This window comes from Streptomyces sp. NPDC033229 (assembly GCF_055576875.1).
In genome coordinates this window covers 140,784-155,078 of record NZ_JBVIQR010000002.1, presented here as the reverse complement: position 1 = coordinate 155,078, position 14,295 = coordinate 140,784, and the positions used below count along the sequence as shown (strand labels likewise).

General features: G+C 70.5%; 12 protein-coding genes. 7 read left to right on the top strand and 5 right to left on the bottom strand.

Annotated elements, in window-relative coordinates; all coding sequences use genetic code 11:
- Positions 1–12: 12 nt before the first annotated feature.
- Positions 13–900: a trypsin-like serine peptidase gene (locus ACZ53N_RS02600; protein WP_469139138.1), complete on the bottom strand. Its 888-nt coding sequence runs from the start codon at positions 898–900 to the stop codon at positions 13–15.
- Between the two features lie 216 nt (positions 901–1,116).
- Here ACZ53N_RS02600 and ACZ53N_RS02595 point away from each other — a divergent pair, with 216 nt between their 5' ends.
- Complete coding sequence (locus ACZ53N_RS02595; protein WP_469139137.1) at positions 1,117–2,409, top strand: M14 family metallopeptidase; 1,293 nt, start codon at positions 1,117–1,119, stop codon at positions 2,407–2,409.
- Positions 2,410–2,665: 256 nt separating this feature from the next.
- Here the strand turns inward: ACZ53N_RS02595 and ACZ53N_RS02590 are convergent, their stop codons facing one another.
- The 3 genes from ACZ53N_RS02590 to ACZ53N_RS02580 are packed head-to-tail and all read right to left on the bottom strand — an operon-like array spanning position 2,666 to position 4,931.
- Positions 2,666–3,070, bottom strand: coding sequence for a RidA family protein (locus tag ACZ53N_RS02590; RefSeq protein WP_469139136.1), 405 nt, complete (start codon positions 3,068–3,070; stop codon positions 2,666–2,668).
- Positions 3,067–3,840: an IclR family transcriptional regulator gene (locus ACZ53N_RS02585; protein ID WP_469139135.1), complete on the bottom strand. Its 774-nt coding sequence runs from the start codon at positions 3,838–3,840 to the stop codon at positions 3,067–3,069. The genes ACZ53N_RS02590 and ACZ53N_RS02585 overlap by 4 nt, the downstream gene beginning before the upstream one ends.
- Entirely contained in the window at positions 3,837–4,931 is a 1,095-nt protein-coding gene (locus ACZ53N_RS02580; RefSeq protein WP_469139374.1) for a sugar kinase, read from the bottom strand. Before ACZ53N_RS02580 ends, ACZ53N_RS02585 begins: the two co-directional genes overlap by 4 nt.
- Positions 4,932–5,167: 236 nt before the next feature.
- On the opposite strand from ACZ53N_RS02580, the gene ACZ53N_RS02575 reads away from it, so the two are divergent.
- The 4 genes from ACZ53N_RS02575 (at position 5,168) to ACZ53N_RS02560 (ending at position 10,294) form a co-directional block, all read left to right on the top strand.
- Entirely contained in the window at positions 5,168–6,445 is a 1,278-nt protein-coding gene (locus ACZ53N_RS02575; protein WP_469139134.1) for an amino acid deaminase, read from the top strand.
- 402 nt (positions 6,446–6,847) lie between these two features.
- Positions 6,848–8,464, top strand: a complete 1,617-nt coding sequence (locus ACZ53N_RS02570; protein WP_469139133.1) for an N-acyl-D-amino-acid deacylase family protein — start codon at positions 6,848–6,850, stop codon at positions 8,462–8,464.
- Between the two features lie 87 nt (positions 8,465–8,551).
- Positions 8,552–9,763, top strand: coding sequence for a pyridoxal phosphate-dependent aminotransferase (locus ACZ53N_RS02565; RefSeq protein ID WP_469139132.1), 1,212 nt, complete (start codon positions 8,552–8,554; stop codon positions 9,761–9,763).
- A 105-nt stretch (positions 9,764–9,868) separates the two neighbouring features.
- The gene (locus tag ACZ53N_RS02560) at positions 9,869–10,294 is read left to right on the top strand and encodes an SCO4983 family protein (RefSeq protein WP_469139131.1); all 426 of its coding nucleotides are present in this window, start codon (positions 9,869–9,871) and stop codon (positions 10,292–10,294) included.
- 148 nt (positions 10,295–10,442) lie between these two features.
- Here the strand turns inward: ACZ53N_RS02560 and ACZ53N_RS02555 are convergent, their stop codons facing one another.
- Positions 10,443–12,275, bottom strand: a complete 1,833-nt coding sequence (locus ACZ53N_RS02555) for a phosphoenolpyruvate carboxykinase (GTP) (RefSeq protein ID WP_469139130.1) — start codon at positions 12,273–12,275, stop codon at positions 10,443–10,445.
- Positions 12,276–12,547: 272 nt separating this feature from the next.
- Here ACZ53N_RS02555 and trhA point away from each other — a divergent pair, with 272 nt between their 5' ends.
- Together trhA and ACZ53N_RS02545 are read left to right on the top strand one after the other, a co-directional pair.
- Positions 12,548–13,282, top strand: coding sequence for a PAQR family membrane homeostasis protein TrhA (gene trhA / locus ACZ53N_RS02550; protein WP_469139129.1), 735 nt, complete (start codon positions 12,548–12,550; stop codon positions 13,280–13,282).
- Positions 13,283–13,661: 379 nt separating this feature from the next.
- The gene (locus tag ACZ53N_RS02545; RefSeq protein WP_469139128.1) at positions 13,662–14,294 is read left to right on the top strand and encodes a TetR/AcrR family transcriptional regulator; all 633 of its coding nucleotides are present in this window, start codon (positions 13,662–13,664) and stop codon (positions 14,292–14,294) included.
- Position 14,295 lies beyond the last annotated feature (1 nt).

The following is a 14,295-nucleotide window of genomic DNA, read 5'->3' as shown; positions in this document are numbered from 1 at the left end:
GGACCGTAGCGGCTACGGCTTGGGCAGCGTGCAGCCCGGCCGACCGAGGTCGATCTTGTTGCCGATGCCGACGCACTTGGTTATCTGGTAGGTCTGCTGGGCGTAGTTGATCCCCTTGCGCACCGTGACCTGGCCCTTCTCGTCGACCTCGCACGGGTTGTTGACCGTGCAGCGCTCACCGCTCTCGTTGCCGGTGTTGTTGATGGCGACGACCTTGCCGGAGTTGACGTCGATCACCGGCGAGCCGGACGTGCCACCTATCGTGTTGCAGGCCGAGGTGTAGCGCAGGGAGTCCTTCCAGGTCCAGTCCCCCTCCTTGAGCCGGTAGACGAACGCGTCGGCGTTGCAGGAGTAGATCCGCTTCCAGTAGCCGGAGACGACCTTGATCGCGGTGCCCGCGGTCGGGTGGTCCCCCGACAGGGCGAGCGCGTTGATGTTGTACCGCTGCTTGATCTGCGCGTACGTGGTGTTCAGCTCGTAGAGCGCGACGTCCGTGTCGGTCATCGTGCCGTACGAGAGCTTGGTGGCGCGCAGCGTCGCGACCTTGCCCGCCGTGGAGTTGAGCAGGCTGAACGTGCGGCTGGAGGGCCTGTCGGTGAGGACCTCACCGGGGCCCGGCATGCCGCTCTCCAGACAGTGGCCGTTGGTCATGACGAGAGCGGGGTCGTTGTCGGCCGAGCCGGGCATGCGGATCAGCGAGCCGGAGCAGTTGCTGAGCGCGACCGTACCGGCGAAGTCGACCGCCTTGGGCGCCACTTCGGCCTGCGGGGCCGCGGCCGTCAGGGCCGTCCTGCTGTCCGCCTTCTCCTGCGAGGTCGCGAAGGCGGAGGTCGTGCCGACGCCGACGGTGGCTCCGGTGAGGAGGAGCGTCGCGAGCGCACCGACGAGAGGTCGTCTCATGGGGGGTGGTCCTCTCTAGACCGACGTGCTTTTCGATTTTGACGTGTTCATTGTTGGTACCGGTGGGGCCGATGAGCAATCAACCGGACGTAAGTGCGAGTGAAGTTGGCTGAATTCACCCGCACTCGACACCTTGACCGTTGCATGCCAAAACTCGAACACTGGTGAGGCTCACACCCCCCACCCGTCGCACTAACGGACCCTCCAGGAGACCGCATGCGACTGCGTTCCCAGGGCAGATGGGCCACCGCCCTCGCCGCCCTGCTCACCCTGGCCCTCGCCGCCCCGGCATCCCCCGCCGCCGAGGAGCAGGCCCACGAATACGAGGTCACCGGCGCCCGGACCGCCGCCGAGCGCACCGCCCTCGCCGCCACCGGCGCCTCCGTGGACGCCGTCCGCGAACAGTCCGTCGTCATCACGGCGGACGACACGCAGGCCGACGCCGTACGACGGCTCGGCTACCGGCTGAAGCGACTGGCCGGGCCGCCGGAGCGGAGCGGCGGCGGCAAGGTCAAGCCGTACGACTTCCCGCCCGCGGACTCCGGCTACCACAACTACCGCGAGGCCCTCGCGGAGATCGACGCCGGGGTCGCCACGTACCCCTCCATCATGGCGAAGAAGGTCATCGGCAAGTCCTACGAGGGCCGGGACATCATCGCCATCAAGATCAGCGACAACGTCGGCACGGACGAGGCCGAGCCGGAGGTGCTCTTCACCCACCACCAGCACGCGCGTGAGCACCTGACCGTGGAGATGGCGCTCTACCTGCTGAAGGAGTTCGGCGGCAAGTACGGCAGCGACCCGCGCGTCACCAAGATGGTCGACAGCCGGGAGATCTGGATCGTGCCCGACGTCAACCCCGACGGCGGGGAATACGACATCGCGACGGGTTCGTACCGCAGCTGGCGCAAGAACCGTCAGCCCAACGCCGGCTCCTCCTCGCGCGGCACCGACCTCAACCGCAACTGGGACTACAAGTGGGGCTGCTGCGGCGGTTCCTCCGGCAGCACGGGGTCCGAGACCTACCGCGGTACCGCCCCCGAGTCGGCGCCCGAGGTGAAGGTCGTGGCCGACTTCGTCCGCAGCCGGGTCGTCGGCGGGAAGCAGCAGATCAAGGCCTCGATCGACTTCCACACCTACAGCGAGCTGGTGCTCTGGCCGTTCGGCTGGACGTACGACGACACCGCTCCCGGCATGACCAAGGACGACCGCGACGCCTTCGCGGCCATCGGCAAGTCCATGGCCGCCTCCAACCGCTACACGCCCGAGCAGTCCAGCGACCTCTACATCACCGACGGTTCGATCGACGACTGGCTGTGGGGCAACCAGAAGATCTTCGCCTACACCTTCGAGATGTACCCCGGCTCGAACGGCTCCGGCGGCTTCTACCCGCCCGACGAGGTGATCGGCCGCGAGACCGCCCGCAACCGTGACGCGGTGCTCCAGCTCCTGGAGAACGCGGACTGCATGTACCGGGCCATCGGCAAGGAAGGGCAGTACTGCACGTAGGGCCTGTCCGGCCGACCCAGCCCGGTGGATCACGGGGAGCACCGCCGCTGCGCGGCGGTGCTCCCAATCGCCGGACGGGCTGCTGTGCTGTGTCCTCAATCGCCGGACGGGCTGGTTGGCTGAAGCCCAGCCGAATCAGCCCGTCCGGCGATTGAGGACGCGCCCGCAGGGCGCTCGCCGCCGCAGGCGGCACGACGGCCCGCAGCCGAAGTCCCCGTCGGACACGCCTGGGCGACGCGTAGGCGCCCAGCCGCACTCAGCCGAGGACGGCCAGGGCGTCGATTTCGATGAGCAGCCCCTCGGGCAGGCCGACGTACACGGTCGTACGGGCCGCCGGGGCCTCCTGGAGGTCGGCGAAGTAATCGTCGTAGAGCGCGTTCATCTCGGCGAAGTGCGCGGTGTCGGTGAGGTAGACGCGCACCATCATCACGTCCTCCCACGTCGCGCCGCCCGCTTCGAGGACCGACCGCACGTTGGCGAGCGTCTGCAGGGTCTGTTCGCGCAGGGTGGGGCCCGCCACGGTGGGGGGCTGCCCCGGGACGGCGGGCAGGAAGCCGACCTGGCCGGCGACCTGGAGGATGTTGCCCTTCCGCACGCCGTGCGAGAACTTGGCGGGCGGGGTCGTGTGGGTGGCCGGGGTGAGGGCGGTCTTCGCGGTCATGACAGTGCCTTCGCAGGGTTGGCGGGTGGGGTGCTTCCGGAGTACTCGGCGCTGATGGCGTCGGCGGTACGGCGCACCAGCGGGAGCAGGGCGAGGAGTTCCTCGGCGGTGACGACGACGTTCGGCGCGGAGATGGAGCAGGCGGCGACGGTGCGCCCGTCGGTGCCGCGGATGGGGGCGCCGACGCAGTTGATGGACTCCTCGTGGCCGCCGAGGTCGGTGGCCCAGCCCTGGTCCCGCACGGTGGCCAGTTCCTTCAGGAACGCGGCGGCGTTCGGCGTCGAACGGGAGGTGTAGGCGGGGTAGTCGAGCCGCTCGGCCACGGCGCGCCGCTCGGCCTCGGGCAGGTCGGCGAGGAGCAGCTTGGCGACGGCCGCGACGGTGATCGCGACGGGCTTGCCGATGCGGGAGTACATGCGCACCGGATAGCGGCTCTCGAACTTGCCGATGTAGAGGACCTCGTTCTCCTCGTACACGGCCAGATGGACGGTGTGCCCGCACCGCTCGTTGAGGGCGGCGAGGTGGGGGTGGGCGATCTCCCGGACGTCGAGGTTCTCGACGGCCTCCTGGGCGAGGGCGAACAGCCGGGCCCCTAGCCGGTAGCGCTGGTCCTGCTGGCGGTAGACCATGCCGTGTTCGTGCAGCGTGCGCAGCAGGCGCAGCGCGGTCGACTTGTGGACGCCGAGCCGGCCGGCCACCTTCTCCAGGTTGGCGGGCCCCTCGGCGAGCAACGGCAGGATGCGCAGGGCGCGGTCGACGGTCTGACTCATACGGTGTGGTCCTCCACCTTCGCGGACCGGTCCTCGGTCTCGGCGGGACACCCGGTCCAGCCGGGGCCGAGTCGCAGTCTCTCCCAGCCGTCGGCATCGAGGGCTGCCCATCGGTCGGCGTGTGCCCGGCCGGGCGGCTCGCCGAGATCACCGGGCGCGGTGAGGGCGGCGGCGGCCATGAGATGGCCGTGCCGCAGCCGCTCGTGGAGCGGCAGCTCCCGCAGTGTCCCGGACAGGAATCCCGCGGCGAAGGCGTCACCGGCCCCGACGGGGGCGACGACGTCGACGCGGAGCGCCGGCGCCGAGACGACGTCGTCGGCGGGACGCGGCGGCGCGGCCCCGGGCAGCTCGTTCGCGCCGTCTTGCCGCGCGAACACCGTGGCGCCCGCCGCGCCCCGTTTGACGACCAGCACCTCGGGCTCCGGGAGGGCGGCCCGGACGGCGGCGGCCTCGCGCAGGCCCCAGGCGGCGGCCGCTTCGTCCTGGCCGACGAAGACGAGGTCGCAGCCCCGGGCGAGTTCGGCGAGGATCTCCGGGCCGTCCGTGGTGCCCTGCCACAGGCCCACCCGGTAGTTGACGTCGAAGGAGACCAGGGGGCGCCCGGGGTGCCGGGTCGTCAGTTCGCGCATGAGGGCGAGGCAGCCGGCGGAGAGCGCCGCGGTGATGCCGGTCAGGTGGAGAAATCGCCCGGACCGCGCGGCGGCGCGGACGGCCCGTCCGGGCGCCATGGCCGAGGCCGCGGAGCCGGATCGGTAGTAGAGGACCTCGGCGAGACGCCCGTCCGTCGTGGGTCCGGGGCCCCGTCCGCGTGGGGGTGCCGCGTCGACCGCCCGTTCACCCGACGTACGGAAATAAACGCCGGTCGGCCGGTCGGGGTCACGCCGGACCGCGGAGGTGTCGACGCCGTACGAGGCGATCGCCGCCAGAAGGTGGTCACCGAAGCCGTCGGCGCCGACCCGGCTGACCCAGCGGGTGCGGTGCCCCGCCCGGGCGAGCACACAGGCGACGTTCGATTCGGCACCGCCGATGCCCCGGTCGAAGGACGGCACGTCGGCGAGGCGCCCCGGGCCCGACGGGCGGAAGGTGACCATGGACTCGCCCAGGCACACGACGTCGACATCCGCGGGCCGGCTGTCCGTGGGTGGCGGCGGGGCGGCTGCGGTCACGGCCCTCCGCTCCTTGATCCGCGCTTTACACGCATTCTGTGACGGTCTCCCAAGGAGCCCCGGACACCGTTGACCGGGCGCTTGCCCGGATGTTAGACAGCTCCGAGCGCTACACGCAATGGGTGTTGCACACGTTGCAACCTTCTTCTCTGGAGGCTCTCTTGGCCGCCCACGACGCCGTCACCCGCCTCGCCCAGGACCGGGTGGACCACCGCTTCAAGGGGCTGCCCCCGGACGCGGAAGGGCTGACCGTCGGCGAGCTGGCCGCCGAGCGCCGCTCGCTGTTCACCGGCGGCTTCACCACGCCCGTACTCGCCCTCTCCGCCGAGGCGCTCGCGCACAACCTCGCTCTCATGGAGCGCTACTCCACCGAGCACGGTCTCGCCTTCGCCCCGCACGGCAAGACCACGCTCGCCCCGCAGCTCTTCGAGCGGCAGCTCGACCACGGCGCCTGGGGCATCACCGCCGCCGTCCCCACCCAGGTCCGTGTCTACCGCGCCTTCGGTGTGCGGCGGATCTTCCTCGCCAACGAGGTGGTGGACGCGCCGGCGCTGCGCTGGATCGCGGGCGAGCTGGCCGCGGACCCCGACTTCCAGCTCATCACCTACGTCGACTCCGTGCGCGGCGTCGAGCTGATGGACGCCGCCCTGCGGGACGGCGGGGCCGGGCGCCCCCTCGACGTCGTCATCGAGCTGGGCGTCGCGGGCGGCCGCACGGGCGTACGGACCGAGGCCGAGAGCCTGGCGCTCGCCGAGGCGGTGGCTGCCACGGACACCCTGCGCCTGGTCGGCGTCGCCTGTTACGAGGCGGAGGTTCCGCAGGCCGACGGCGAGAAGGTGCGCGCCTGGCTGCGCCGGCTCACCGCGCTCGCCGTGGAACTCGACAAGGCGGGCCACTTCGCGGGCGTGGACCGGATCGTCGTCAGCGCGGGCGGCAGCGCCTGGTTCGACGCCGTCGCCGAGGTCTTCGCGGAGCTTCCGTCGCTGTCCGCGCCGGTGCTCAAGCTGCTGCGCTCCGGCGCGTACGTCACCCACGACGACGGGCAGTACCGGCGCAAGACCCCCTTCAACCGCCACCCCGAGGAAGGCGCCCTCCAGCCCGCCTTCCGGCTGTGGGCGCAGGTCGTCTCGCGGCCCGAGCCCGGCCGGGCCTACCTCAACGCGGGCAAGCGCGACGCCGCCTACGACCTCGACCTGCCGGAGGCCCAGGTCGTACGGTCCGCCCGGGACGGCTCGCTGCGCCCCGCCGAGGGGTTGAAGGTCACCGCGCTCGCCGACCAGCACGCCTTCGTCGAGGTGTCGGACGGCGTGCTGCTGGAGGTCGGGGACTGGGTCGGGCTGGGCCTGTCGCACCCCTGCACGGTCTTCGACAAGTGGCAGATGATCCCGCTGGCCGAGGCGGACGGAACGGTCACGGACTACATCCGCACGTTCTTCTAGGGTGTGTCCGCAAAGTCGCGGCGTACGCCCGAAGGGCGTGGCCCACGGCGTTGGGGGCACCTCCCAGCGGTAGCTGGGGGAGCGTGCGATCGCAAGGCGGAGGGTCGTCCTCGTACCGGGCGTACTCGGGCGAGCCCGACAACGCAGCGAGCGTGCGTGCCAGGCGTCGCGGGCCAGGCGCGACTTTGCGGACACACCCTAGCCCTCAGCGCCTCCGTCGCCGGGCGGGCTCGCCGTTTCAGCGGCCCGTCCGGCGACGGAGGCCATGGGAACGGCAAGCCCGTCCGGCGACCGCCCGGGGCCCAGCCCGGAGACCGCCCGGAGCCCAGCCCGGAGACCGCCCGGAGCCAAGAGCCCGGAGACCATCCGGAGCCCGCCCGGCCAAGAGAAGGGCACGCACCTATGGACCTCGTCATCCGTGACACGCGCGTCATCGACGGCACCGGCGGCGCCTCCTACCGGGCGGACGTGGCCGTCGCGGGCGGCTGGATCGCCGCGATCCACCGGGAGGGGGACGGCCCCCGCCCCGGCGGCACCCGCGTCCTCGACGCCCATGGCCTGGCGCTCGCGCCCGGCTTCATCGACATGCACGCCCACAGCGACCTCGCCCTGCTGCTCGACCCCGGCCACGAGGCGAAGGCCGCGCAGGGCGTGACGCTGGAGGTCATCGGCCAGGACGGCCTGTCGTACGCGCCGGTCGACGACCGCACCCTCGCCGAGGTCCGTACGCAGATCACCGGCTGGAACGGCGACGGTCACGACATCGACTTCACCTGGCGGAGCGTCGGGGAGTACCTCGACCGTCTCGACCACGGCTTCGGCGGCGAGGGCATCGCGGTCAACGCCGCCTACCTGGTGCCACAGGGGAGCGTCCGGATGCTCGCCGTGGGCTGGGAGCGCCGCGCCGCCACGGCCGAGGAGACCGGGCGGATGAAGCGCCTGGTCGCCGAGGGCCTGGAGGAGGGCGCGGTCGGGCTCTCGTCGGGGCTCACCTATACGCCGGGCATGTACGCCACCGACGCCGAGCTGACCGAGCTGTGCCGGGTGGTGGCCCGCTACGGCGGTTACTACTGCCCGCACCACCGCTCCTACGGGGCCGACGCGCTGCGGGCGTACGAGGAGATGGTCGCGCTCACCCGCGAGGCGGGCTGCGCCCTGCACCTGGCCCACGCCGTCATGAACTTCGACGTGAACAAGGGCCGCGCCCCCGAGCTGCTGGACCTTCTCGACACCGCGCTGGCGGCGGGCGCCGACATCTCCCTGGACACCTATCCGTACACCCCGGGCTGCACGACGCTCGTCGCGATGCTGCCGAGCTGGGCGGGCGAGGGCGGACCGGAGGCGGTGCTGGCGCGGCTGCGTGACGACGCGACGGCCGAGCGGATCCGGCGGGCCGTGGAGGCCGAGGGTGCGGACGGCTGCCACGGCGTGCCGATCGACTGGGACACCATCGAGATCTCCGGCGTCGCGGACCCGGGACTGGCGGACCACGTCGGCCGGTCCGTCGCCCGCTGCGCCCGCGAGCGCGGCGAGGAGCCGTGGAGCACGGCCCGTCGGCTGCTGATCGAGGACCGGCTGGGGTCCACGATCCTCCATCACGTCGGACACGAGGAGAACGTCCGAGCGATCATGCGGCACGCGGTGCACACCGGCGGCAGTGACGGCATCCTGCACGGCGACAAGCCGCACCCGCGCGCGTACGGCACCTTCCCGCAGTATCTGGGCCGGTACGCGCGGGAGCTGGGCGTCCTGCCGCTGGAGGAGTGCGTGGCGCATCTCACGTCCCGTCCCGCGGCCCGCCTGCGGCTGGCGGATCGGGGTGTCATCCGCCCGGGATTCCGTGCGGACCTCGTTCTCTTCGATCCCGAGACCGTGACCGCCGGTGCCACTTTCGAAGCCCCTCGGACGCTTCCGACCGGCATTCCATATGTCCTGATCGATGGTCGCTTTGTGATGGAAGACGGGCGGCGTACGGACGTCCTGGCGGGGCGCGCGGTGCGGCGCACGCCGGTCGGCTGATCCGGTGCGCGTGGGCCCCGCCGGTGTGAGGCACGCCCGCCGATAAACAGTGCGCGCCGCTTTTCGTGCCCCCGTATGGTGGCCGTCATGCAGGTGATCCAGTCAACGAAGCTCGCAAACGTCTGCTACGAAATCCGTGGCCCGGTGCTCGAGGAGGCCATGCGGCTGGAGGCGGCAGGTCACCGCATCCTCAAGCTCAACACCGGCAACCCCGCGATCTTCGGGTTCGAGTGCCCGCCGGAGATCCTCGAGGACATGCTGCGCAATGTGGGCGACGCGCACGGCTACGGCGACGCCAAGGGGCTGCTCTCGGCCCGGCGCGCGGTGGTGCAGCACTACGAGACCAAGGGCATCGAGCTCTCCGTGGAGGACGTCTACCTCGGCAACGGCGTCTCCGAGCTGATCCAGATGTCGATGCAGGCGCTGCTCGACGACGGCGACGAGGTACTCGTCCCCGCCCCGGACTATCCGCTGTGGACCGCCTCGGTGTCCCTGGCGGGCGGTACCGCGGTGCACTACCGCTGCGACGAGCAGTCGGACTGGATGCCGGACCTCGCCGACATCGAGCGCAAGGTCACCGACCGCACCAAGGCCATCGTCATCATCAACCCGAACAACCCCACGGGTGCCGTCTACGACGACGAGATGCTGCGCGGCCTCACCGAGATCGCCCGCCGCCACAATCTGATCGTCTGCTCCGACGAGATCTACGACAAGATCCTCTACGACGGCGTGACCCACACCCCGACCGCCGCGATCGCCCCCGACCTGCTGACGCTGACCTTCAACGGTCTGTCCAAGTCCTACCGGGTGGCCGGCTACCGCAGCGGCTGGATGGCGGTCTGCGGCCCGAAGGCCCACGCCGACAGCTACATCGAGGGCCTGACGATCCTGGCGAACATGCGGCTGTGCGCCAACATGCCCGCGCAGCACGCCGTGGCCACGGCCCTCGGCGGTCGGCAGACGATCAACGACCTCGTGCTGCCGGGCGGTCGGCTGCTGGAGCAGCGCGATGTGGCGTACGAGCTGCTGAGCCAGATCCCGGGCGTCAGCTGCGTCAAGCCCAAGGGCGCGCTGTACGCCTTCCCGCGGCTCGACCCGAAGGTCTACAAGATCAAGGACGACCGGCAGATGGTGCTGGACCTGCTCCGGGCCGAGAAGATCATGGTGGTGCACGGCACGGGCTTCAACTGGCCGGAGCCCGACCACTTCCGCCTGGTCACCCTGCCGAACACGAAGGACCTGGCGGACGCGGTGACGCGGATCGGCACCTTCCTGGACGGCTACAGCCAGACGTGACGGGCGATTACACCCCGCCGCACACCGAACCCGATCTGTAAGCAAAATAACTTTAGACGCCGTCTAAGTTAGGATGGCCTTCTGAGACTGTTCAGGAGGCCATTCATGTACGAGCCGATCCGTACCAAGTCGGTCCACACCATGGCCGAAACGCGCACGCACCACGGTCCGCAGCGCTCCCGCGAGGAGGAGCTGGACATCCGGCTGGCCGGGCATCTGACCGCGCTGCTGACCGTCACCGACGAGCTGCGCGCGCTCACGCCCGACGCCTCGCTGGACGACGCGGCGCGCCGGCTCGCCGAGCGGGTGGCGCGGCTGAGCGGCGGACACCCGCCGCTGCGGGCCATGCCGTCGGCCGGCACCTCCGCCTGGACGGCCTCCCGGGTCGCCTCGCTGCACCAGCGCGCGCACACCCTCGCCGGACAGGCCCTGGTGGTCGCCACGTCCCGTGGTGACGTCGCCGGCTCGGCGCTGGCCGCCGAGCGGCTGCGCGCCCACGCGACGACTCTCGGCATCTCCGAAGCGGCCTGACACCCCTCGGCCGACGCTTCTTTTTGACCGACGCCCCCTCGATCGACGTCCCCTTCGGCCGGCGCTTCCCTTCGCCTCGCGTTTCGCACGCCCGTGGGCCCGGTCCGAGACAGGTCGGACCGGGCCCACGGGGGCATGCGGGGAGCGGTCAGCCCAGGCGCTGGACCAGCGCACGGTACTCGTCCCACAGCTCCGGCGGAGTGTGGTCACCGAAGGTGTTGAGGTGCTCGGGCACCAACGCCGCCTCCTCGCGCCACACCTCCTTGTCGACCGTGAGCAGCAGATCGAGGTCGGCGTCGCTGATCTCCAGGCCGTCGGTGTCGAGCGCCGCACGCGTCGGCAGCACACCGATCGGGGTCTCGACGCCCTCCGCCTTGCCCTCCAGGCGCTCCACGATCCACTTCAGCACCCGGCCGTTCTCGCCGAAGCCCGGCCACACGAAGCGGCCCTCCGCGTCCTTGCGGAACCAGTTGACGTAGTAGATCTTCGGGAGCTTCGCGGCGTCTCCCTTGCGCGCGGCGTTTTGGCCGACCTTGACCCAGTGGCCCATGTAGTCGCCCATGTTGTACCCGCAGAAGGGCAGCATGGCGAACGGGTCGCGGCGCAGCTCGCCGACCTTGCCCTCGGCGGCGGCGGTCTTCTCGGAGGCGACGTTGGCGCCGAGGAAGACACCGTGCTGCCAGTCGAAGGACTCCGTCACCAGCGGCACGGCCGAGGCGCGGCGGCCACCGAAGAGGATCGCCGAGATCGGCACGCCCTTGGGGTCCTCCCACTCGGGCGCGATGATCGGGCACTGGGAGGCGGGGGTGGTGAAGCGGGCGTTGGGGTGGGCGGCCGGAGTCCCGCTGGCCGGGGTCCAGTCGTTGCCCTTCCAGTCCGTCAGATGCGCGGGCTGCTCCTCCGTCATGCCCTCCCACCAGACGTCGTTGTCGTCGGTGAGGGCGACGTTGGTGAAGACCGAGTTGCCCCAGAGGGTCTTCATGGCGTTGGCGTTGGTGCTCTCGCCGGTGCCGGGGGCGACGCCGAAGAAGCCGGCCTCGGGGTTGATGGCGTAGAGGCGGCCGTCCTCGCCGAAGCGCATCCAGGCGATGTCGTCGCCGATGGTCTCCACGGTCCAGCCGGAGATGGTCGGCTCCAGCATGGCGAGGTTGGTCTTGCCACAGGCGGACGGGAAGGCGGCGGCGACGTACTTGGGCTCGCCGACGGGCGGGGTGAGCTTGAGGATGAGCATGTGCTCGGCCAGCCAGCCCTCGTCGCGGGCCATGACGGAGGCGATGCGCAGGGCGTAGCACTTCTTGCCCAGCAGGGCGTTGCCGCCGTAGCCGGAGCCGTAGGACCAGATCTCGCGGTCCTCGGGGAAGTGCGAGATGTACTTGGTGCTGTTGCACGGCCACGGGACATCGGTCTCGCCCTCGGCCAGCGGGGCGCCGAGGGTGTGCACGGCCTTGACGAAGAAGCCGTCGGAGCCGAGCTCATCGAGGACGGGGCGGCCCATCCGGGTCATGGTGCGCATCGAGACGGCGACGTACGCCGAGTCGGTGATCTCGACGCCGATCGCGGACAGCGGCGAGCCGAGCGGCCCCATGCAGAATGGCACGACGTACATGGTGCGGCCGCGCATCGAGCCGCGGAAGATGCCCTGCTCACCGGAGAAGATCTCCCGCATCTCGGCCGGGGCCTTCCAGTGGTTGGTCGGGCCCGCGTCCTCCTCCTTCTCGGAGCAGATGAAGGTGCGGTCCTCGACGCGCGCGACGTCGCTGGGGTCGGAGGCGGCGTAGTAGGAGTTCGGGCGCTTGACCGGGTCGAGCTTCTTGAAGGTGCCCTTGGCGACGAGCTCCTCGCACAGGCGCTCGTACTCGGCTTCCGAACCGTCGCACCAGACCACCTGGGCCGGCTCGGTGAGGGCGGCGATCTCGTCGACCCAGGAGAGAAGCTCCTGGTGGTTGGTGAGGCTGGTGGGAGCCGCATTGCTGCGCGCCACGATCGCTCCGTCCCGCCGGAACCGCGGTGCCCGGCGTCAGATGTTGAGGGTGGAACGGACCTTGCCTATTGGCCTTTCCGCCAGCGAAGTCCGCTTCGTGATGGTTGCCCCTTGGGAGCTGCGACCCAGACGCTTCGTGACCGCTCATCCGGTGCCGCCCGCACTCATTTGATCATCCGACTCCTCTTCCGATCTGTCCAGGGGGCGCTCCCGTGACCATCGCCACGTGATACCAGTCCGTAACCTACGGTGGCGTAGGTAGCATGTCGGGCATGACATCCGCGCCCGACGCAGCGCACAGCGCGCCCCCCGCCCCCGCCGGCGTCGCGACCGCCGCACTCCCCGACGGCACGCCGCTCGACCCGGCGATTCCGGTCAAGCCACGCCTGCGCGGCTGGCTGCACGCCGGGATGTTTCCCGCCGTCCTGATCGCCGGCGTCTTCCTGACCGCCCTGGCCGACAGCACCCGCGGCCGGATCGCCTGCGCGGTCTACGTCCTCACCGCGTGTCTGCTGTTCGGCATCAGCGCGCTCTACCACCGGGGCGACTGGAGCCCGCGCGTCAGCGGCCTGCTGCGCCGCCTCGACCACGCGAACATCTTCCTGATCATCGCGGGCACCTATACGCCGCTGACCATGCTGCTGGTGCCCGGCGGCCGGGGTCAGGCGCTGCTGTGGGCGGTCTGGGCGGCCGCCGTGGCCGGGATAATCTTCCGGGTCTTCTGGGTCGGCGCCCCTCGCTGGCTCTACACCCCCTGCTACATCGCCATGGGCTGGGCCGCCGTCTTCTTCCTGCCGGACTTCCTGCGCAAGGGCGGCATCGCCGTGCTCGTCTGCGTGATCGTCGGCGGACTGCTCTACAGCGTGGGCGGCGTGATCTACGGCATCAAGCGCCCCAACCCGTCACCGCGGTGGTTCGGCTTCCACGAGGTCTTCCACTCACTCACGCTGGCGGCCTTCGTCGTGCACTACGTGGGCATCTCCCTGGTGGCCTATTCGCACGCCTGAGACACCCGGCGCCGGACGCGCCTGTCGGCTCCCTCGCGGTGGCCGTGGCCTCGATGCCACGGCCACTCGCCATGTCAGGGCACCGACTCCCGCCAGGACCACGGCCAGCACCGCGATCTCACCCGCCACCAGGAAGCCTCCGACGCATAACGCTATGACCAGCGTGGCCATCAGCTTCGCCACGGCACCTACCAGCATGTCCCCTCCGATCATCACTGAGTGAACCTCTGCCCTCCACTGAGCGTGACACACCCCACTGACAATCAGGGTGCCATCAAGACAGTGAAGTTGAGGGCCGCATGCTTTTGAAAGTCACCTTCTTTCCACATCAACTCCCCCACGTGGGCGCTGTGGTCCCCCAAAACACACATGCCTGAGAATGCTTTCCATGGCCTCAGCTCAGACATCATCCGCGGCGCAGCCCCAGCCCAGGCTCGGGCTGCGCGAGCGGAAGAAGATCCAGACCCGGCAGGCGATCCGCCGCGCCGCCTACCGGCTCTTCGAGAGGCAGGGGTACGACGCGACACCGGTCGACCAGATCGCGGAGGCCGCCGACGTCTCCCCCAGCACCGTCTTCCGGTACTTCCCGACCAAGGAAGACCTCGTCCTCACCGACGAGTACGACCGCGTCATGGAAGCCGCGATCAGAGCCCGTCCGCCGCACGAGTCACCGCTGGAAGCCGTCCGACAGGGCGTCATGGATTCCCTGCGCCACACCATCGAGCACGACATCACCGAACTCATGCAGCGCACCAGACTCGTACGGGCGGTCCCGGCTCTGCGCGGCAGAACGGCGGAGGGCACGGCGGAGTCCTCCCGCATGCTCCGTGTGGTGCTGGCGGAGCGTACGGGGCGCCACGCGGACGACCTGGAGCTGCGGGTCGCCGCCGTGGCGATCCTCGCGGCGATACAGGAGGCCATGATGACGTGGGTGGACCGTGGTCAGGGCGAGGACCTGATGGTGATCATCGGCCGCGGCCTCGACGTACTGGCGCGCGGCCTGACCCTCTGAC